An 18,928-nucleotide genomic window follows, 5' to 3' on the forward strand; every position below is an offset into this window, starting at 1 on the left:
CAAAAAACGGAGCGTTCGCACGCTCCGTTCTTGAGTCAAATCGACGCTTATTTGCCGACTTGTTTTTCCTTGATTTCTGCAAGGGTCTTGCAATCGACGCACATGTCGGCGGTAGGGCGGGCTTCAAGACGACGAATGCCGATCTCGACACCGCACGACTCGCACCAACCGTATTCTTCGTCTTCGATCAGTTGCAGGGTCTTGTCGATCTTCTTGATCAACTTGCGTTCACGGTCGCGGGCACGCAGTTCGAGGCTGAATTCTTCTTCCTGGCTGGCACGGTCGGCCGGGTCGGGGAAGTTGGCCGCTTCGTCTTTCATGTGATCAACAGTGCGGTCGACTTCCTGCATCAAGTCCTGTTTCCACTTGTTCAGGATCTTGGTGAAGTGATCGCGCATGGGCTTGCCCATGTATTCCTCACCCTTTACTTCTTTGTAGGGATCGAAGCCGCTGATCGACTGGTTTGGCTGCTGCTTTGCTTGGGTGGGCATGAAATGGACCGCCTCTACTCTTGTAATCCATTGCGCAGGATTGCTCCATCACCGACACCTGCCGGCCCTGCGGCTGCAAGCGGGCGAACTTACCAGATCAAATCAGACCGCGCTACTCCCTGATGCCAAGGCTGCGGCCCGTAAGGCTTGCAAATGGTTGCAAAGCCTTGTCTGGCGGCTCTGGAGACCTGATCAATTATTGATTTTAGTCAATCCTGACACTTGTGCAGGCACTCACTTGCCAGTGAGTCCGGGCTTTGTGACTGTATTAGGTTCTCGCTTGTTCCCGCGCTTGGGTAGAATCAGTTTTTTACCCCCGTTGAAGGAAGGCTAATGGCCCAGCCCTACAGTGCGCGCAGCCGCGCTATCGAACCTTTCCACGTCATGGCATTGCTGGCGCGCGCCAATGAGTTGCAAGCGGCCGGTCATGACGTCATTCACCTGGAAATCGGCGAACCGGACTTCACCACGGCCGAGCCGATCATCAAGGCCGGCCAGGCGGCACTGACGGCGGGGAAAACCCGTTACACCGCGGCGCGGGGCATTCCCGAGCTGCGCGAAGCCATTTCCGGCTTCTATCAGCAGCGTTACGGCCTGGACATCGACCCGCAGCGCATCATGATCACCCCGGGAGGCTCTGGCGCGTTGCTGCTGGCCAGCGCCTTGCTGGTGGATCCGGGCAAGCACTGGTTGCTGGCCGATCCGGGTTATCCATGCAATCGTCATTTTCTACGCCTGGTAGAAGGCGCGGCGCAGCTTGTTCCCGTAGGGCCGGACGTGCGTTACCAGCTGACCCCGGACCTGATTGAGCGTTACTGGGACCACGACAGCGTCGGGGCCCTGGTGGCCTCGCCCGCCAACCCGACCGGCACGATTCTGACCCGCGACGAACTGGCCGGGTTGTCCACCGCGATCAAGGGGCGCAACGGTCACCTGGTGGTGGATGAGATCTATCACGGCCTGACGTATGGCACCGATGCCGCCAGCGTGCTGGAAGTCGATGACAGCGCCTTTGTGCTCAACAGTTTCTCCAAGTATTTCGGCATGACCGGCTGGCGCCTCGGTTGGCTGGTGGCCCCGCAAGCCGCTGTCAGCGAGCTGGAAAAGCTTGCGCAAAACCTCTACATCAGCGCACCGAGCATGGCCCAGTACGCGGCCCTGGCCTGTTTCGAGCCTGCGACCTTGAGCATTCTCGAAGAGCGGCGGGCGGAGTTCGGGCGTCGGCGCGATTTCCTGCTGCCGGCCTTGCGTGAGCTGGGCTTCGGTATCGCGGTGGAACCGGAAGGCGCGTTCTATCTGTATGCCGATATCAGCGCCTTTGGCGGTGATGCGTTTGCCTTCTGTCGGCACTTTCTGGAAACCGAGCACATCGCGTTCACGCCGGGCCTGGATTTCGGCCGGCACCAGGCCGGTCATCACGTTCGTTTCGCCTACACCCAAAGCCTGCCGCGCCTGCAGGAGGCGGTGGAGCGGATTGCCCGTGGCCTGCGGAGCTGGCAAGGCTGATGCGCTTCGATCCTCCCCTGGAAAAAGGCCGGCTGATTCGACGCTACAAGCGCTTTCTCGCCGATATCGAAACCGTTGGCGGCGAGATGATCACGATTCACTGTCCGAACACCGGGTCGATGTTCAACTGCATGGTCGAGGGCGGACAGGTCTGGTTCAGTCGCTCCAACGACCCGAAACGTAAATTGCCCGGCACCTGGGAAATCAGCGAAACCCCGCAAGGGCGGCTGGCCTGTGTCAATACGGCGCGGGCCAATGCCTTGGTCGAGGAGGCGCTGAAGGCGGGGGTGATCACCGAGCTCAACGGCTTTACCGCCCTCAAGCGTGAAGTGCCCTACGGCCAGGAAAACAGTCGCATCGATTTTCGTCTCGACTACCCGCAAGGGCAGGCCTTCGTCGAAGTCAAAAGCGTGACCCTGGGCTTCGACGGTTCAGCGGTCGCGGCGTTTCCGGATGCCGTGACCCAGCGAGGAGCCAAGCACTTGCGCGAATTGGCGTGCCTGGCGCGGGACGGTATTCGCGCGGTGCAACTGTATTGTGTGAACCTGACGGGGATCGACGCGGTGCGTCCGGCCGAGGAAATCGACCCGGGGTATGCGGCCGCCCTGCGTGAGGCGAAGGCGGCCGGCGTCGAGGTGTTGGCGTATGGCGTGAGCTTGACCGCTGAAGAAGTTCGCGTCGAACGCCGGCTGGAGGTGCTGCTCGGCGCTTAAGACTGCACCCAGATGCCCTGAGCGTCTTCCCGGCATGCCAGGGCGCTGAGTGACTGGCCGGCGCAAGGGCCGGCCACGCATTCGCCGTTTTCGATCAGGAACAGAGCGCCATGCGTGGCGCACTGGATCAGGCTGGCGCTCGGGTCGAGAAACTGATCGGGGTGCCATTCCAGTGCGACCCCGCGATGGGGGCAACGGTTCTCGTAGACATAGACCCGGCCTTCGCGGCGCACGGCAAACAGCCGCTGGCCATCGATCTCGAACCCGCGGCTGCTGGCATCGACCAGCTCGGCGCTGGTGCAAAGAAACTTCATGACTGTCCTCTTGTGCCGAAGGCGCGGGCCTCTGGCGGCTATGCTGTGGGCGAGTACACATTAGTAAATGTGTCAGTGCTTGACGTGCAAATGGTAACAATTATCAAATGCCGGTTCCGCCCGTGGTGAGCGCGTGGCTGAACATGCCTCGATTCTGCGGGAAAACTGTGCAAAGGAAACCCTGTTATGCGCCTGAGTACCCGCGCCATTGCGCTCTGTGTCGGACTTTTGGTCAACCATGGGGCCGCAGCGGCCGAGTTGCCGCAACGCTGGGTCAGTGCCGGGGGCGCGTTGTCGGAATGGGTGAGCGCGCTGGGCAGTGAGTCCAGGCTGGTCGGCGTCGACACTACCAGCCAGCACCCTGAATCGCTCAAGGCCTTGCCGAGTATCGGCTATCAGCGCCAGTTGTCGGCCGAGGGCATTCTGAGCCTGCGTCCGCAGATGTTGATCGGCACCGAAGAAATGGGTCCGCCGCCCGTGTTGTCGCAGATTCGCAGTGCCGGGGTGCAGGTCGAGTTGTTTTCGGCACAACCGGACCTGGCCACCCTTGAGCGCAATCTGCAGCACCTGGGGCGGTTGCTCGGCAGCGAGGCCCGGGCCACGACGGTGTTCCAGGGCTATCGACAGCAAATCGAGCAGCAGCGGGACTGGGTCGCGGCGGCGCAGGCCAAACAGAAGGCACCAGGGGTGTTACTGCTGCTGGGGCATGCGGGTGGCAAGCCGTTGATCGCTGGTAAAGACACGGCGGCTGACTGGCTGTTGCAGCAGGCGGGTGGGCGTAACCTGGCCACCCATACGGGCTACAAGCCGTTTTCCGTCGAATCACTGGCGGGGCTGACCCCGGATGTCCTGGTGTTCTCCGATCGCGCACTGACCGGTGACGCGGCGCGTGCGGCGTTATTCAAGGAAAACCCGATACTGGCCACGACGCCGGCCGCCAAGGCCGGGCGCGTACTGGAGCTGGACCCGACCCTGTTGGTGGGCGGCCTGGGGCCGCGCTTGCCGCAAAGCCTGGTCACGCTGTCGGCCGGGTTCTATCCCGCTGAGACTTCCACGGCAACTGCGACCCAATGAGCACTCTGGTCAAGCCGCGTTCGCTGTTCATTGGCCTGAGCCTGCTGTGTGTATTCGCCATTTGGCTGTCATTGGCGTTGGGGCCGGTCAGTTTGCCGTTGCTCGATACCTTGCGCGCGGCGATGCGCCTGATCGGCCTGCCGGTGGCGGCTGAAGGCCTGGAGCAGGCCGAACTGATTCTTGGGCAGATTCGCCTGCCGCGTACCTTGCTTGGCCTCGCGGTGGGCGGTGTGCTGGCCTTGTCCGGTGTGGCGATGCAGGGCCTGTTCCGCAACCCGCTGGCGGACCCGGGGCTGGTGGGGGTCTCCAGTGGTGCCGCCCTGGGCGCTGCAATCGCGATTGTCGGCGGCTCGCTGTCTGGTGGCCTGCCCGAGGCGATCGGTCCTTATGTGTTGTCAGTGTCTGCGTTTCTTGGCGGGCTCGGGGTGACGGCACTGGTGTATCGCCTCGGCCGGCGTAATGGGCAGACTAACGTGGCGACCATGTTGCTGGCAGGTATCGCGCTGACTGCACTGGCCGGCTCGGCGGTGGGCTTGTTCACCTATCTGGCGGACGACGCGACCTTGCGCACACTGACGTTCTGGAACCTGGGCAGTCTGAATGGCGCCAGTTATGCGCGGCTGTGGCCATTGCTGCTGGTGAGCATGGCGGTGGCGCTCTGGTTGCCACGCCGGGCGGCGGCGTTGAATGCGTTGTTGCTCGGCGAGTCCGAGGCCGGCCATCTGGGGATCAATGTCGAGCGGCTCAAGCGCGAACTGGTGTTTTGTACTGCGCTGGGCGTGGGCGCTGCGGTGGCGGCGGCGGGAATGATCGGCTTCGTCGGGTTGGTGGTGCCGCACCTGGTGCGCTTGCTGGCCGGGCCCGATCACCGTGTGCTGCTTCCGGCTTCGGTGCTGGCCGGCGCGAGCCTGTTGCTGTTTGCCGACCTGGTGGCACGCTTGGCACTGGCTCCGGCCGAATTGCCGATCGGTATCGTGACCGCGTTCATCGGCGCGCCGTTCTTTCTCTATTTGCTGCTGCGAGGTCGCGCCTGATGCTGCGTGTAGAGAACCTGCAGATCCGCCGTGGCCGGAAAATCGTGCTCACGGACATCGATCTTGAACTCCGGCCAGGTGAAGTACTGGGTGTGCTGGGGCCTAACGGTGCGGGTAAAAGTACACTGCTCGGCGCCTTGTGCGGTGAGCTGCGCCCCGATCAGGGGCGGGTCTGGCTTGATCAGCGCGAACTGAGTGATTGGCAGGGGGCGCTGCGTGCCCAACGCCTGGCCGTACTGCCCCAGGCTTCGACCCTGGACTTTGCCTTTCGTGTCGAGGAAGTGGTCGGCATGGGCCGCTTGCCTCATCAAACAGGCCGGATACGCGATGCGCAGATTATTGCCGCCGCGCTGCAGGCCGCCGATGTCGGGCATCTGACCGGGCGCAGCTACACCGCGCTGTCCGGTGGCGAGCGTCAGCGGGTGCACCTGGCGCGGGTGCTGGCGCAGCTCTGGCCGGGCGAGGCGGGGCAGACCCTGCTGCTCGACGAGCCGACCTCCATGCTCGACCCGCTGCATCAGCACACTACCTTGCAGTCGATACGCGAGTTTGCCGATCACGGCGCGGCGGTACTGGTGATACTGCATGATCTGAATCTGGCCGCGCGCTACTGCGACCGCATTCTGCTGCTCGAGAATGGCCGTCCCCATGCGCTGGATACGCCGCAGCAGGTCTTGCGCCCTGAACCGCTCAAGGCCGTGTTCGGTCTGGATGTGTTGGTGCAGCCGCACCCGGAGCGCGGGCATCCGCTGATTATTGCCCGCTGAAAGAAAGGGCGCCGGATGGTCGTGGGGGGTAATCACTGTTGGGCGGGCAAAAAAAGACCCGGCAAGAGCCGGGTCAAATAACCGTGATTAGCCTGATGAGGAGATAATCTGAGAGTCCGAACCAAGGGCCTTTCAGAAGATCGGCTGGTCTCGCGACCAGATGCGATAATCATAACGATTCTCATTTCTAAGTCAATCAGTCTTTTTTGATTTTTTTTGCCTTTTGCCAAACGCTTGTTTGGATTGGCCGTCACATACGGGTTCCCGGACCAGCCCTTGCTCAATTCTTGTGTCGCGATGAAATGGCGTCCAGTTGCTTGTTGAGGGCGTCTTTGCGTTCGGCGGGGATGTCATTCCAATGCACATCCATCAGTGCCCCCTCAATGGCATACAACAACACCTTCGACGCGCGAAAACCGCGAGTGCGCACCGCCCGGTAAGCGTCCACCGCCCCCAGGCGGCGCAAATCCGAGGCGCTGTGAATGCCTACGGCATGCAGCCATTGGGCTGACGTCTTGCCAAGGTTTTTCAGATGCTGCAGTTCATCATTCATCAAGCCTCCTTGCGACGGCCGAAGAGTGCGTGGGGCGAGCTTCAAAGGAGTGTAGCGGTCAGTAGGAAAAGCGTGGTTCTTTGGTCGGTTTGAACGCAAAAGCTTCTAAGGCGATGTGCCAGATGGCTCTGGAAGAAGCATTGAGGTTCGTGGGCCGAGTCGTAAAACGATCACCCAGGCCCGGCGCGGACAGGGACGCCGGACGTAGGCGGACACTTCGCGCGTTAACGGGTACGGTAGCGCAGGCGAGTGCCGAAATTCATCGACATCAGAATTTCGTCGGCCGAGAGCTCCGGGGGAAAGTACGTGCCGGAGATTTGTGCGTGGGCCAGGCTCGCGCCTTCCAGGGAGGCATGGCGAAAGTCGATGCCGCGCAGGTCGGCGGAGCGGAAATAGGCATCACTGAAGTCGACACCTTCGGCGTTCAGTTCGCGCAGGTCGAGGCCACGAAAGTCGCCGCCCACCATGTCGATGGGGCCGGTTTTTGGCCTTTCGCGATTAAAACCGGTGATGTCGTCTTTATGCAGCAGGGCGTACAGCGGGGTGTCGAGAAGTCTTGGCTGGCTCATGGGGCGTCACCTGTTGGTTTTATGACGCCAGTATAGTGCCACTATCCTGCAAGCGCGAAGCCGGTCAGGGCTTCACGCTTGAAATAGTGTTTACAGGCCCGGCAAGCGCTGGCGGATTTGTGCCACTACCGTGTCGAGGGTGCCGCTTTCGTTGGTCTGTACCCGTTTGCTGCAGAGGATTTCTGCGGGGGTCAGGGCCTCACGATTGGCCTGCTGCGCGGCGATGACCGCCAGGTTGGCGTCGGACGGGTCGTTCTTGTCTGCCTGACGCTGGGCCAGCCAGCTCTCGATCACCGCTTGAGGGGCGTTGCAATCGAGGATCAGGAACGGGGCGCCGGTGGCCTCGGCAATCTTCGCCGCGCCGTCGCGTTGTTCACGCTTGAGGTACGTTGCGTCGAGCACGACCGGGAAGCCGGCACGCAGGATCACACCGGCAATCTCGTGCAGGCGGGCGTAGGTCGCCGCACTGGCATCACTGCTGTAGATACCGGCTTGCGGATCGTTAGGCACCTGCTGTTCGCCGAACAGGCGCTTGCGCTCGACATCGGAACGCAGACGGATAGCGCCCAGGGCTTCGACCAGGCGCATGGCGACGCGGCTTTTGCCGACGGCGGAAACACCATGGGTGATGGCCAGGAAGCGTGACGGGATGGTGCTGTAGCTTTCCGCCAGGTTGGCGTAGTTGCGGTACTGGCGCAGGGTAGTGGCGCGCTGCACCGGAGTGGCGTCGGCGGGCATGCTGAACAGGCTGACCTTGGCGCGAACCAATGCACGGTAGGCCTTGTAGAAGTTCAGCAGTTCAAGACCCTGGTAGTCGCCGGTCAGTTCCAGGTACTGGCTCATGAAGCGCCGCGCCAGGCTTTTCAGGCCGCGGTCTTCCAGGTCCATCGCGAGAAACCCGGTGTCGGCATAAACGTCGGTGAAGCGGAAGGGTTCGTTGAATTCGATGCAGTCGAAAATTACCACGTTGCCATCGATCACGGTGGCGTTGCCCAGGTGGATGTCACCGTGGCATTCGCGGATGAAGCCTTCGGCCTTGCGCTGGGCAAACAGCGGCTTGAGGCGTTCGAAACTGCTCTCGGCCCAGGCTTGCAAGGCCTCGAGTTGCAACAGGTCGGCCTTGTCGCTGAGGAATGGGCGGATCTGTTCGAAGTTCTGGCGCACGGGGGCCATGACGCTGTCCGGGGTGCCGGCTTCATGGTCGGCCGACACGCGCGGTGCATTGAGGTGGAACCGGGCAATCTGGCTGGCCATCTGGTCGATGTGCGCAGGGGTCAGTTCGCCGTTGGCCTGCAGGGTGCTGAGCAGCTGGCTCTGCGGGAACTGGCGCATCTTCAGGGCGTAATCGAGCACCGGCCCGGTGCCGCCCAGTTGCGGTGCCTCGATGCTCCCGGTGATCGGCAGCACTTCCAGGTACAGGTCGCTGGTCAAGCGCTGGTTCAGGCGCAGTTCTTCGCCGCAGAAGTGCTCGCGTGCATCCAGCGCGGTGAAGTCGAGGAAGCCGAAATTGACTGGCTTCTTCACTTTATAGGCATAGGGGCCGGTGAGCAGCACCCAGGAGATGTGCGTCTCGATGACCTGGAATCCATCCACAGGATGCGGATAAAGGGCCGGGTTTTGCAGGGCTGCGATCAGGGATTGGCTCACGGGCGATCCTTCAGAGTCTGGGGGAATTCAAGGCCGCCATTATGGCCGCAAGCGGGGCCAACGCAAACCTCGCGGGGCTCATGTTGATCAGGAACAAAGTGCGTATAATCCGCCGCCATGACTCGTACCCGATCCCCCCGTACTGCTAAAAAACGTCCCTCCAATGGCCCGCGCCCTTGGCTGGCCTGGGCTTTGAAGCTCAGCCTGGTCGGCCTCGTGGTGCTCGCAGGGTTCGCCGTTTATCTCGATGCCGTGGTTCAGGAGAAGTTCTCCGGCAAGCGCTGGACCATTCCGGCCAAGGTTTACGCGCGCCCGCTCGAGCTGTTCGTCGGACAGAAGCTCAGCAAGGAAGATTTCCTCACTGAGCTCGATGCCCTTGGCTATCGTCGCGAGAGCGTGGCCAATGGTCCCGGTGCGGCAGCGGTCAGCGGCAACACCGTCGATTTGAATACCCGTGGCTTCCAGTTCTATGAAGGCATGGAACAGGCCCAGCCGGTGCGTGTGCGCTTCTCGGGTGACTATGTCGCCGAGCTGTCGGCGACCAACGGCGCCAAACTGTCGGTGGTGCGCCTGGAGCCGCTGCTGATCGGTGGCCTGTACCCGAAAAATCTCGAAGACCGCATCCTGATCAAGATCGATCAGGTGCCGCCGTACCTGCTCGAGACCCTGGTGGCGGTAGAGGATCGCGATTTCTATAGCCACTTCGGTGTGTCGCCCAAGTCGATCATGCGGGCGGTCTGGGTCAACACCTCGGCGGGGCAGATGCGTCAGGGTGGCAGTACCTTGACCCAGCAACTGGTCAAGAACTTCTACCTGACCAACGAGCGCAGCCTGAGTCGCAAGCTGACTGAAGCCATGATGGCGTTGCTGCTCGAGTTGCACTACGACAAGCCTGAAATTCTCGAGGCCTACCTCAATGAAGTGTTCGTCGGCCAGGATGGCCAGCGCGCGGTGCACGGCTTCGGCCTGGCCAGCCAGTTCTTCTTCAGCCAGCCGCTGGCCGAACTGAAGCTGCATCAGGTGGCGTTGCTGGTGGGCATGGTCAAGGGGCCGTCCTACTACAATCCGCGTCGTTATCCTGAGCGCGCGCTGGAGCGCCGCAACCTGGTGCTCGACCTACTGGAGCAGCAGGGTGTGGCCACGGCCGAGCAGGTCGCGGCGGCGAAGAAAATGCCGCTGGGCGTGACCAAGCGCGGCAGTCTGGCGGACAGCTCCTTCCCCGGCTTCCTCGACCTGGTCAAGCGCCAGTTGCGCGAAGACTATCGCGACGAAGACTTGACCGAAGAAGGGCTGCGGATTTTCACCAGTTTCGATCCGATCCTGCAGATGAAAGCCGAAGCCTCGGTCAGCGATACCTTCAAGCGCCTTGCCGGTCGCAAGGGCTCGGATGAAGTCGAAGCCGCGATGGTGGTGACCAACCCGGAAACCGGTGAAGTCCAGGCCATGATCGGCAGTCGCCAGGCCGGTTTCGCCGGTTTCAACCGGGCGCTGGACGCGGTGCGGCCGATCGGCTCGCTGATCAAGCCGGCGGTCTACCTGACCGCGCTGGAGAAGCCGAGTCAGTACACCTTGACCAGTTGGCTGTCCGACGAGGCCTTTTCGGTGAAGGGCGCCGATGGCCAGGTCTGGAAACCGCAGAATTATGATCGTCGCTCCCACGGTACGGTGTTCCTGTACCAGGGGCTGGCCCATTCCTACAACCTGTCGACGGCGCGCCTGGGGCTTGAAGTTGGCGTGCCGAACGTCCTGAAGACCCTCGGGCGCCTGGGTGTGACCCGTGAGTTCCCGGCGTTCCCGTCGATGCTGCTGGGGGCCGGCGGCCTGAGTCCGATCGAAGTGGCCACCATGTATCAGACGCTGGCCAACGGTGGTTTCAATACCCCGATGCGCGGGATTCGCAGCGTGCTGACCGCTGAAGGCGAACCCCTCAAGCGTTACCCGTTCCAGATTCAGCAACGCTTCGATCCGGCGTCCATCTACCTGATCCAGAGCGCCATGCAGCGGGTGATGCGCGAAGGTACCGGTAGCTCGGTCTACAACGTGCTGCCCAAGACATTGACCCTGGCGGGCAAGACCGGCACCAGTAACGATTCGCGAGACAGTTGGTTCGCAGGTTTCAGCCAGGATCTGCTGGCGGTGGTCTGGCTGGGGCGTGATGACAACGGCAAGACGCCGTTCACCGGCGCCACAGGCGCGCTGCAGGTCTGGACCAGTTTCATGCGCAAGGCCGACCCGCTGCCGCTGGATATGCCGCAACCGGACAACATCGTTCAGGCCTGGGTCGACTCGCGTACCGGGCAGGGCTCGGACGCCAGCTGTCCCGGCGCCGTCCAGATGCCGTATATTCGTGGCAGTGAACCACCTCCCGGCGCCACCTGTGGTGGCGTAGACCCCGCGGTTGATTCGGTGATGGATTGGGTCAAGGGATGGATGAATTAAGCAAAGAGGGATTCAAGTGAACAAGTGGTTTATTCCAGCGGTGACGGTGACCGCTCTGGCTTTGCTCAGCGGTTGCTCTTCGGTGCAGCGTGGCTCGATTCCGGTGGTCGATTCGGGTACTAACGTTTCCAGCAGTGAGCGTATGTCGGCCAATGGCGGCTTTCGTAAAAGCACCGTGACACGTCCAGCGCAAGCGCAGACCCAGGCCATTCCCCAGGGCGATACCAGCGTGGTGGTGATGGTGCCGGGTGGCGGCGCAACGACATCGACGCCGATCAGTACTCAACCGATCACGCCTGGTCCGGTCAGCTCGGGTCCGATTACCCCGGGACCGGTCGACAGCGGGCCGATCAACCAGGGCAGCTACAGCATGCCGTCTTCGCCAAGCGGGATTCCTTCGGCGAGTAACAGCGTCGGAGGCTTGTCTGCCGATGAGCAACTGGACGGCCCGGTGCTGGCCTTGCTGACCACTGCCCAGCAGCAGCAGGCCAGCGGTGACCTCAATGGTGCCTCTTCCAGCCTTGAGCGTGCCCAGCGGGTTGCCCCGCGCGAGCCGCAGGTGCTTTATCGCCTGGCGCAGGTGCGTATGGCCCAGGGCGATGCCGCGCAGGCCGAGCAGTTTGCCCGTCGTGGCCTCACCCTTGCCAATGGTCGTCCTGACCTGCAAGCCAGCCTGTGGGCGTTGATTGCTGATGCCCGCGAGAAGCAGGGTGATGCCGCCGGTGCTGCTCAGGCTCGCCAGAAAGCCAGGGTTGCGCTCTGATGGATGTCCGGTTTCTGCAAATCGCCGAGCAGCTGTTGCTGATCGAGCGTGAGTTGCGGCTTCAAGGCTGGTGGGACGATGTCCCGCCTTCCGCCGCCGCGCTGTCCAGCGTCGAGCCTTTCTCGGTCGATACCCTGGAGTTTGAGCAGTGGCTGCAATGGATCTTCCTGCCACGCATGAAGGCGATCCTGGAACAGGATCTGCCATTGCCCAATGCCTCGGGTATTCAGGAAATGGCCGAGATGGTCTTCGGCGCTCGCAGTCTCCAGGGCAAGGACCGGCAGTTGCAGGTTCTGCTCAAGGAATTCGACCAGCTCATCAGCGCCTCTCACTGATGCGAACACTGCCGGCGCCCGCTGGCAGTTCCTTCATATTCCTCAAGAAAATCCACTCTGCGAGCGTGCGCCAGTGCGTTCGCATGCCATTTCCTTGCCAAAAATGCGCAATTGAAGTTATCCGACCCGGGCTTTAGAGGTTTTTTCTTGCGTTCTCATGCGCTTAGTTCGAATTAAGCACATTGACGGCTTGACTTGCAGAGGGCGAAACAGAAGAATCCAAAGTCCGCTGTAGAGGGACTGCCAGAAGCAGACCCACTCAGCAGATCATGAGGCGCACACCCGCGCCGACTTGTTACACCCGCAACGCGTTACCTCGCGCTGGGTGGGAAAGCCCCGCAACACTTGGGACGATCCCAATACTTGCTCAGTCAGTGCTGACGTAGTCGGCGACCACCGTCGCTCATGCTCTGCTGGGAAGTAAACCTATTAAGACCCGTCCCCTTATGTGGGCGGTATTCTGGCGTTTTAGAGGTGAACAACGTGGAGCTTTTATCTGGCGGTGAGATGCTCGTCCGCTTTTTGCGTGACGAAGGCGTCAAATATATCTACGGGTACCCAGGTGGTGCTCTCCTTCATGTATACGATGCCCTGTTCAAAGAACCGGAAGTGACTCACATCCTGGTTCGTCACGAACAGGCTGCGACCCATATGGCTGACGGCTATGCCCGTGCCACCGGTAAAGCCGGCGTGGTACTGGTTACCTCTGGCCCGGGCGCAACCAACGCCATCACCGGTATTGCCACGGCCTACATGGACTCCATTCCGATGGTGATCATTTCCGGCCAGGTGCCTAGCACCATGGTAGGCACCGATGCGTTCCAGGAAACCGACATGATCGGTATCTCCCGGCCGATCGTGAAGCACAGCTTCATGATCAAGCACGCGTCGGAAATCCCGGAAGTCATGAAGAAAGCGTTCTACCTGGCGCAATCCGGTCGTCCGGGTCCTGTCGTTGTCGATATCCCGAAAGACATGACCAACCCGGCCGAGAAGTTCGAATACAGCTTCCCGAAAAAAGCCAAGCTGCGCTCCTACAGCCCGGCTGTTCGCGGTCACTCCGGGCAAATCCGCAAGGCGGCAGAAATGCTCCTGGCGGCCAAGCGTCCTGTGTTGTACGCAGGCGGCGGCGTGATTCTCGGTGGCGGCTCCGCGCCGTTGACCGAGCTTGCGCAAATGCTCAACCTGCCCGTGACCAATACCCTGATGGGCCTGGGTGCCTACCCTGGCACCGACCGTCAGTTCATCGGCATGCTCGGCATGCACGGCAGCTACACCGCCAACCTGGCCATGCACCACGCCGACGTGATCCTGGCGGTCGGTGCGCGTTTCGATGACCGCGTGATCAACGGCCCGGCCAAGTTCTGCCCGAACGCCAAGATCATTCACATCGACATCGACCCGGCTTCGATCTCCAAGACCATCAAGGCCGATGTGCCGATCGTTGGTCCGGTTGAAAGTGTCCTGACCGAAATGGTCGCGATCCTCAAGGAAATCGGCGAGACCCCGAACAAGGAGTCCGTTGCCAGTTGGTGGAAGCAAGTCGATGAGTGGCGTGGCGACCGCGGCCTGTTCCCTTACGACAAGGGCGATGGCAGCGTCATCAAGCCGCAGACCGTGATCGAGACCCTGTGCGAAGTGACCAAGGGCGATGCCTTTGTGACCTCCGACGTGGGCCAGCACCAGATGTTCGCCGCGCAGTACTACAAGTTCAACAAGCCTAACCGCTGGATCAACTCCGGTGGCCTGGGCACCATGGGCTTCGGTTTTCCGGCGGCCATGGGCATCCAGTTGAGCTTCCCGGATGCAGACGTTGCCTGTGTAACGGGCGAAGGCAGTATCCAGATGAACATCCAGGAACTGTCGACCTGCCTGCAATACGGTTTGCCGGTGAAGATCGTCATCCTGAACAACGGTGTTCTGGGCATGGTTCGCCAGTGGCAGGACATGAGTTACGGCAGCCGTCATTCGCACTCGTACATGGAGTCGCTGCCTGACTTCGTCAAGCTGGCCGAGGCTTATGGGCATGTTGGAGTGCGCATCACCGATTCGAAAGATTTGAAGTCGAAGATGGAGGAAGCGTTCGCCATGAAGGATCGCCTGGTGGTACTCGACATTTCGGTCGATACCAGCGAGCACGTCTACCCGATGCAGATCAAAGACGGCTCCATGCGCGATATGTGGCTGAGCAAGACGGAGCGTACTTAATCATGCGGCACATTATTTCCTTGCTTCTGGAAAACGAACCCGGTGCTTTGTCTCGCGTAGTCGGCCTGTTCTCGCAGCGCAACTACAACATCGAAAGCCTGACCGTGGCCCCAACCGAAGACCCGACCTTGTCGCGCCTGACGCTGACCACTGTGGGCCACGATGAAGTCATCGAGCAGATCACCAAGAACCTGAACAAGCTGATCGAAGTGGTCAAGCTGGTCGACCTGTCGGAAAGCGCGCACATCGAGCGTGAGCTGATGCTGGTCAAGGTCAAGGCCACCGGTGCCCAGCGCGCCGAGATCAAACGCACCACCGATATTTACCGTGGACAGATCGTCGATGTCAGCGCCAGCGTGTATACCGTTCAACTGACCGGTACCAGCGACAAGCTCGACAGCTTCATTCAGTCCATTGGCACCGCTTCGATTCTGGAGACCGTCCGCAGTGGCGTCACCGGTATTGCCCGCGGCGACAAAGTACTCAGCATCTAAACCAAATTAGCGAATGGCCTGAACGGCCTGATATAGGGGAATTTCATGAAAGTTTATTACGAAAAAGACTGCGACCTGTCGATCATCCAGGGCAAGAAAGTTGCCATCATCGGTTACGGCTCCCAAGGTCACGCTCAAGCGTGCAACCTGAAAGATTCCGGCGTTGACGTTACCGTTGGCCTGCGTAAAGGTTCGGCTACCGTTGCCAAGGCTGAAGCTCACGGCCTGAAAGTGACTGACGTGGCTTCCGCTGTTGCAGCTGCCGACCTGGTCATGATCCTGACCCCGGACGAGTTCCAATCTGCCCTGTACAAGAACGAAATCGAGCCGAACATCAAGAAAGGCGCCACCCTGGCCTTCTCCCACGGCTTCGCGATCCACTACAACCAGGTTGTGCCACGCGCTGACCTCGACGTGATCATGATCGCGCCGAAGGCTCCGGGCCATACCGTGCGTTCCGAATTCGTGAAGGGCGGTGGTATTCCTGACCTGATCGCGATCTACCAGGACGCCTCGGGCAACGCCAAGAACGTTGCACTGTCCTACGCGGCAGGCGTGGGTGGCGGTCGTACCGGCATCATCGAAACCACCTTCAAGGACGAGACTGAAACCGACCTGTTCGGCGAACAAGCCGTTCTGTGCGGCGGTACCGTCGAGCTGGTCAAGGCCGGTTTCGAAACCCTGGTTGAAGCGGGCTACGCGCCAGAAATGGCCTACTTCGAATGCCTGCACGAACTGAAGCTGATCGTTGACCTCATGTACGAAGGCGGTATCGCCAACATGAACTACTCGATCTCCAACAACGCCGAGTACGGCGAGTACGTGACCGGCCCTGAAGTCATCAACGCCGAATCCCGTCAGGCCATGCGCAACGCCCTGAAACGCATTCAGGACGGCGAGTACGCCAAGATGTTCATCAGCGAAGGTGCAACCGGCTACCCTTCGATGACCGCCAAGCGTCGTAACAACGCTGCACACGGCATCGAGATCATCGGCGAGCAACTGCGTTCGATGATGCCGTGGATCGGCGCCAACAAGATCGTCGACAAAGCTAAAAACTAAGTCACGAATGAGTACGAAAAACGCGGCTTAGGCCGCGTTTTTTCGTTTGGGTGGCTGGTTCTGGTATAAAGCTGCATCGTTTGCGATACGAACCGTTGTCGCAGGCACCTGTCGAAACTTTCCACACCGTTGCAAGGTAATGTCCATGAGCGAACGTCCCGAAGAGCCAAACAAGGCCTCTGACGCCGATAGCCTGCTACCGATCGATGAGCATGTCGAAGAAGGGCATGATGCTGAAGGCCGTAAAGTCCGGCATCGTGGCATCTATCTGCTGCCCAATCTGTTCACCACTGCGAACCTGTTCGCGGGCTTCTATTCCATCATCAACTCCATGAGCGCCCAGAGCGCCTTGAGTGCCGGTGATGCTGCCGGCGCCAGCAAGTACTTTGCTTTCGCGGCAATCGCCATCTTTGTCGCCATGGTGCTGGACGGCCTCGATGGCCGGGTTGCACGCATGACCAATACGCAAAGCGCGTTCGGTGCCGAGTACGACTCACTGTCGGACATGGTGGCCTTTGGTGTCGCGCCGGCCCTGTTGGCATTCGGCTGGGCGCTGGGCGATATGGGCAAGGTTGGCTGGATGGTTGCCTTCATCTATGTCGCAGGGGCGGCGTTGCGTCTGGCGCGCTTCAATACCCAGGTCGGTACGGCGGACAAGCGTTACTTCATTGGCCTGGCCAGTCCGGCGGCTGCCGGTGTGGTTGCCGGGATCGTCTGGGCCTTCAGTGACTACGGCATCCAGGGTTCCAAGATGTCGTTCCTGGTGGCGCTGATGGTGGCGGCGGCTGGCATGCTGATGGTCAGCAATATCAAGTACAATAGCTTCAAGGAGCTGGACTTGAAAGGGCGCGTACCTTTCGTGGCGATTCTGGCGGTGGTGCTGGTGTTTGCGGTGGTCTTCAGTGATCCGCCACGCATTTTGCTGCTGGTATTCCTCGTTTACGCCGCGTCCGGTCCGGTGCAGTACCTGTTGCACCTTCGTCGTCACAAAAACGTCGAGTGATGTAATTTCCCCCATACTCCGCAGTCTATTGGTGCATCTGTCCTCCAATGCTGCGGAGTTGCCATGTTATTCAAGTTCCCCAAGCCGTCTGACTGCCATGAGTCGGACGTCACGCCCGAATCCCTCTACCTCTCTCGTCGTAACGTTCTCGGTGCCGCTGTTGCCGGTTTGGCCGTGAGCAGTCTGCCGCGTTGGGCCAGTGCCGGTGATGTCGCGCGTTATGCGAATGTTGAGCCTGGCAAGGCGCCTTTCTGGTTTGCCGAGAAGCTTCCTTCTACCCAATGGGGCGCGATCAACGTCAAGGACGAGGCAATCACACCATTCAAGGATGCCACCCACTACAACAACTTCTATGAGTTCGGCACCGATAAAGGTGACCCGGCCGCCAACGCTGGCGCGCTGAAAACCGAGCCATGGAGTGTGGTGGTGGACGGTGAAGTGGGTAAGCCCGGTCGATATGCGCTGGAAGACTTCATGAAGCCGTATCAGTTGGAGGAGCGCATCTATCGCCTGCGCTGCGTAGAAGCCTGGTCGATGGTAATTCCCTGGATTGGTTTTCCCATCTCGGCATTGCTCAAGCAGGTCGAGCCGACCTCCAGGGCCAAATACATTCGTTTTGAAACCTTGCAGGATCCCAAGAGTATGCCGGGGCAGCGCTCTGGATTCGCCCTGATCGACTGGCCTTATGTCGAAGGGCTGCGCCTGGATGAAGCGATGAATCCATTGGCGATTCTCGCGGTCGGGATGTATGGGCGTGAGCTGCCTAATCAGAATGGCGCGCCATTGCGGTTGGTCGTGCCGTGGAAGTATGGGTTCAAGAGCATCAAATCCATTGTGCGTATCAGTCTGGTCAGCGAGCAGCCGAAAACCACTTGGCAGAGTATCGCGGCCGATGAGTATGGTTTTTACGCAAACGTGAATCCGACAGTTGATCATCCGCGCTGGACCCAGGCCCGGGAGCGACGTTTGCCGAGCGGGCTGTTCAAGCCCAACGTGCGTGACACGCAGATGTTCAACGGCTACTCGGATGAAGTCGCTTCTTTATATGCAGGGCTCGATCTGAGGAAGAACTACTGATGCGATATCCATTCTGGCGTATGGGGGTCTTTATAGCGGCTGCAGTGTGGCCGCTGCTCTGGTTGTTCCAGGCCTTGGGGGATGTGTTGGGGCCTGACCCTGGCAAAGTGCTGGTTGATCGGTTGGGTCTGGGCACGCTTGTACTGTTGCTGATTACCTTAAGCATGACGCCTTTGCAGAAAATCACCGGTTGGGCGGGGTGGATTGCTGTCCGGCGGCAGTTAGGGTTGTGGTGTTTCGCTTATGTGGTTCTGCATCTGAGCGGTTATACGGCATTTATCCTTGGCTTTGATTGGTCGCAGTTGGGTGTTGAGCTGCAAAAGCGCCCGTACATTATTGTCGGCACGTTGGGGTTTCTCTGTTTGTTGGCGTTGGCGGTGACATCCAATCGCTATAGTCAGCGACGTTTGGGGGCTCGCTGGAAGAAACTGCACCGGTTGGCCTATGTGATTCTCGGGCTTGGATTGCTGCATATGCTGTGGATCGTTCGCGCTGATCTGAAGGAGTGGGCTGTTTATGCATCTATAGGTGGTTTGCTGTTAATGCTTCGCTTGCCACCTGTAGTCCGTCGAATCCCTCGTTTTAAAGCTCGAAAAACACCTTCTGCAACAAAAGCGTAATTAACCCTTGACGGCAGATTCTGGGAGTCTATAATTCGCCCCACTTCCGGCGCAGTCGAAACGGAAAACTCCTTGGTAAACAAAGAGTTACGCAGTTTTCGGCAGCAGGGTGCTTCAGGTCATCGAAGCCAAAAGGAAGTTGAAAAAGAGGTGTTGACAGCAGCGTGTAACGCTGTAGAATTCGCCTCCCGCTGACGAGAGATCGGAAGCGCAAGTGGTTGAAGTTACAAGGGAAACTTTGAAAACTTCTGAAAATAAC

Annotated in this window: 19 protein-coding genes; 14 read left to right on the top strand and 5 right to left on the bottom strand. The window is 60.2% G+C overall.

Going from position 1 to position 18,928, the window contains the following annotated elements:
• Window positions 1-47: 47 nt before the first annotated feature.
• A complete protein-coding gene (dksA, locus tag CKW25_RS16995; RefSeq protein ID WP_095080851.1) occupies window positions 48-491 on the bottom strand; it encodes an RNA polymerase-binding protein DksA in 444 nt (147 codons plus the stop codon).
• 333 nt (window positions 492-824) lie between these two features.
• Here dksA and CKW25_RS17000 point away from each other — a divergent pair, with 333 nt between their 5' ends.
• On the top strand, window positions 825-1,997 hold the full coding sequence (locus tag CKW25_RS17000; RefSeq protein WP_095080853.1) for a pyridoxal phosphate-dependent aminotransferase: 1,173 nt from the start codon (window positions 825-827) through the stop codon (window positions 1,995-1,997).
• The gene (gene sfsA / locus CKW25_RS17005) at window positions 1,997-2,710 is read left to right on the top strand and encodes a DNA/RNA nuclease SfsA (RefSeq protein ID WP_095080855.1); all 714 of its coding nucleotides are present in this window, start codon (window positions 1,997-1,999) and stop codon (window positions 2,708-2,710) included. The genes CKW25_RS17000 and sfsA overlap by 1 nt, the downstream gene beginning before the upstream one ends.
• Here sfsA and CKW25_RS17010 read toward each other — a convergent pair.
• Window positions 2,707-3,024: a Rieske (2Fe-2S) protein gene (locus CKW25_RS17010; protein ID WP_095080857.1), complete on the bottom strand. Its 318-nt coding sequence runs from the start codon at window positions 3,022-3,024 to the stop codon at window positions 2,707-2,709. The genes sfsA and CKW25_RS17010 overlap by 4 nt on opposite strands.
• A gap of 186 nt (window positions 3,025-3,210) precedes the next feature.
• Here CKW25_RS17010 and CKW25_RS17015 point away from each other — a divergent pair, with 186 nt between their 5' ends.
• From CKW25_RS17015 to CKW25_RS17025, 3 genes are read left to right on the top strand one after another with little or no spacing between them, the layout of a single operon-like run.
• A complete protein-coding gene (locus CKW25_RS17015; RefSeq protein ID WP_095080858.1) occupies window positions 3,211-4,098 on the top strand; it encodes a hemin ABC transporter substrate-binding protein in 888 nt (295 codons plus the stop codon).
• Complete coding sequence (locus CKW25_RS17020; protein WP_095080860.1) at window positions 4,095-5,132, top strand: iron ABC transporter permease; 1,038 nt, start codon at window positions 4,095-4,097, stop codon at window positions 5,130-5,132. The genes CKW25_RS17015 and CKW25_RS17020 overlap by 4 nt, the downstream gene beginning before the upstream one ends.
• The gene (locus CKW25_RS17025) at window positions 5,132-5,899 is read left to right on the top strand and encodes a heme ABC transporter ATP-binding protein (protein WP_095080861.1); all 768 of its coding nucleotides are present in this window, start codon (window positions 5,132-5,134) and stop codon (window positions 5,897-5,899) included. The genes CKW25_RS17020 and CKW25_RS17025 overlap by 1 nt, the downstream gene beginning before the upstream one ends.
• Window positions 5,900-6,179: 280 nt before the next feature.
• Here the strand turns inward: CKW25_RS17025 and CKW25_RS17030 are convergent, their stop codons facing one another.
• The 3 genes from CKW25_RS17030 to CKW25_RS17040 form a co-directional block, all read right to left on the bottom strand.
• Window positions 6,180-6,452 (bottom strand): TfoX/Sxy family protein, encoded by a 273-nt coding sequence (locus CKW25_RS17030; RefSeq protein ID WP_064392505.1) that lies wholly within the window; start codon window positions 6,450-6,452, stop codon window positions 6,180-6,182.
• Between the two features lie 224 nt (window positions 6,453-6,676).
• Window positions 6,677-7,021, bottom strand: a complete 345-nt coding sequence (locus CKW25_RS17035) for a pentapeptide repeat-containing protein (RefSeq protein WP_095080862.1) — start codon at window positions 7,019-7,021, stop codon at window positions 6,677-6,679.
• Between the two features lie 90 nt (window positions 7,022-7,111).
• Window positions 7,112-8,668 (bottom strand): bifunctional aminoglycoside phosphotransferase/ATP-binding protein, encoded by a 1,557-nt coding sequence (locus tag CKW25_RS17040; RefSeq protein ID WP_095080863.1) that lies wholly within the window; start codon window positions 8,666-8,668, stop codon window positions 7,112-7,114.
• Between the two features lie 117 nt (window positions 8,669-8,785).
• On the opposite strand from CKW25_RS17040, the gene mrcB reads away from it, so the two are divergent.
• The 9 genes from mrcB to msrQ all read left to right on the top strand — a co-directional run bounded on the left by mrcB (window position 8,786) and on the right by msrQ (window position 18,669).
• Entirely contained in the window at window positions 8,786-11,107 is a 2,322-nt protein-coding gene (gene mrcB, locus CKW25_RS17045; RefSeq protein ID WP_095080865.1) for a penicillin-binding protein 1B, read from the top strand.
• A gap of 16 nt (window positions 11,108-11,123) precedes the next feature.
• Window positions 11,124-11,870, top strand: a complete 747-nt coding sequence (locus CKW25_RS17050) for a M48 family metallopeptidase (protein ID WP_095080867.1) — start codon at window positions 11,124-11,126, stop codon at window positions 11,868-11,870.
• The gene (locus CKW25_RS17055) at window positions 11,870-12,205 is read left to right on the top strand and encodes a YqcC family protein (RefSeq protein ID WP_095080869.1); all 336 of its coding nucleotides are present in this window, start codon (window positions 11,870-11,872) and stop codon (window positions 12,203-12,205) included. The genes CKW25_RS17050 and CKW25_RS17055 overlap by 1 nt, the downstream gene beginning before the upstream one ends.
• A gap of 483 nt (window positions 12,206-12,688) precedes the next feature.
• A complete protein-coding gene (locus CKW25_RS17060) occupies window positions 12,689-14,413 on the top strand; it encodes an acetolactate synthase 3 large subunit (RefSeq protein WP_095080887.1) in 1,725 nt (574 codons plus the stop codon).
• Between the two features lie 2 nt (window positions 14,414-14,415).
• Window positions 14,416-14,907: an acetolactate synthase small subunit gene (ilvN, locus tag CKW25_RS17065; protein ID WP_003176102.1), complete on the top strand. Its 492-nt coding sequence runs from the start codon at window positions 14,416-14,418 to the stop codon at window positions 14,905-14,907.
• 45 nt (window positions 14,908-14,952) lie between these two features.
• Window positions 14,953-15,969, top strand: a complete 1,017-nt coding sequence (gene ilvC, locus CKW25_RS17070; RefSeq protein WP_007948647.1) for a ketol-acid reductoisomerase — start codon at window positions 14,953-14,955, stop codon at window positions 15,967-15,969.
• Between the two features lie 145 nt (window positions 15,970-16,114).
• Window positions 16,115-16,972, top strand: a complete 858-nt coding sequence (gene pssA / locus CKW25_RS17075) for a CDP-diacylglycerol--serine O-phosphatidyltransferase (RefSeq protein WP_095080871.1) — start codon at window positions 16,115-16,117, stop codon at window positions 16,970-16,972.
• A 63-nt stretch (window positions 16,973-17,035) separates the two neighbouring features.
• A complete protein-coding gene (gene msrP, locus CKW25_RS17080; protein WP_095080873.1) occupies window positions 17,036-18,049 on the top strand; it encodes a protein-methionine-sulfoxide reductase catalytic subunit MsrP in 1,014 nt (337 codons plus the stop codon).
• The gene (gene msrQ / locus CKW25_RS17085; RefSeq protein ID WP_095080874.1) at window positions 18,049-18,669 is read left to right on the top strand and encodes a protein-methionine-sulfoxide reductase heme-binding subunit MsrQ; all 621 of its coding nucleotides are present in this window, start codon (window positions 18,049-18,051) and stop codon (window positions 18,667-18,669) included. The genes msrP and msrQ overlap by 1 nt, the downstream gene beginning before the upstream one ends.
• Window positions 18,670-18,928 lie beyond the last annotated feature (259 nt).

The organism is Pseudomonas sp. Irchel s3h17, assembly GCF_900187505.1.
In the GTDB taxonomy this organism is placed as follows: domain Bacteria; phylum Pseudomonadota; class Gammaproteobacteria; order Pseudomonadales; family Pseudomonadaceae; genus Aquipseudomonas.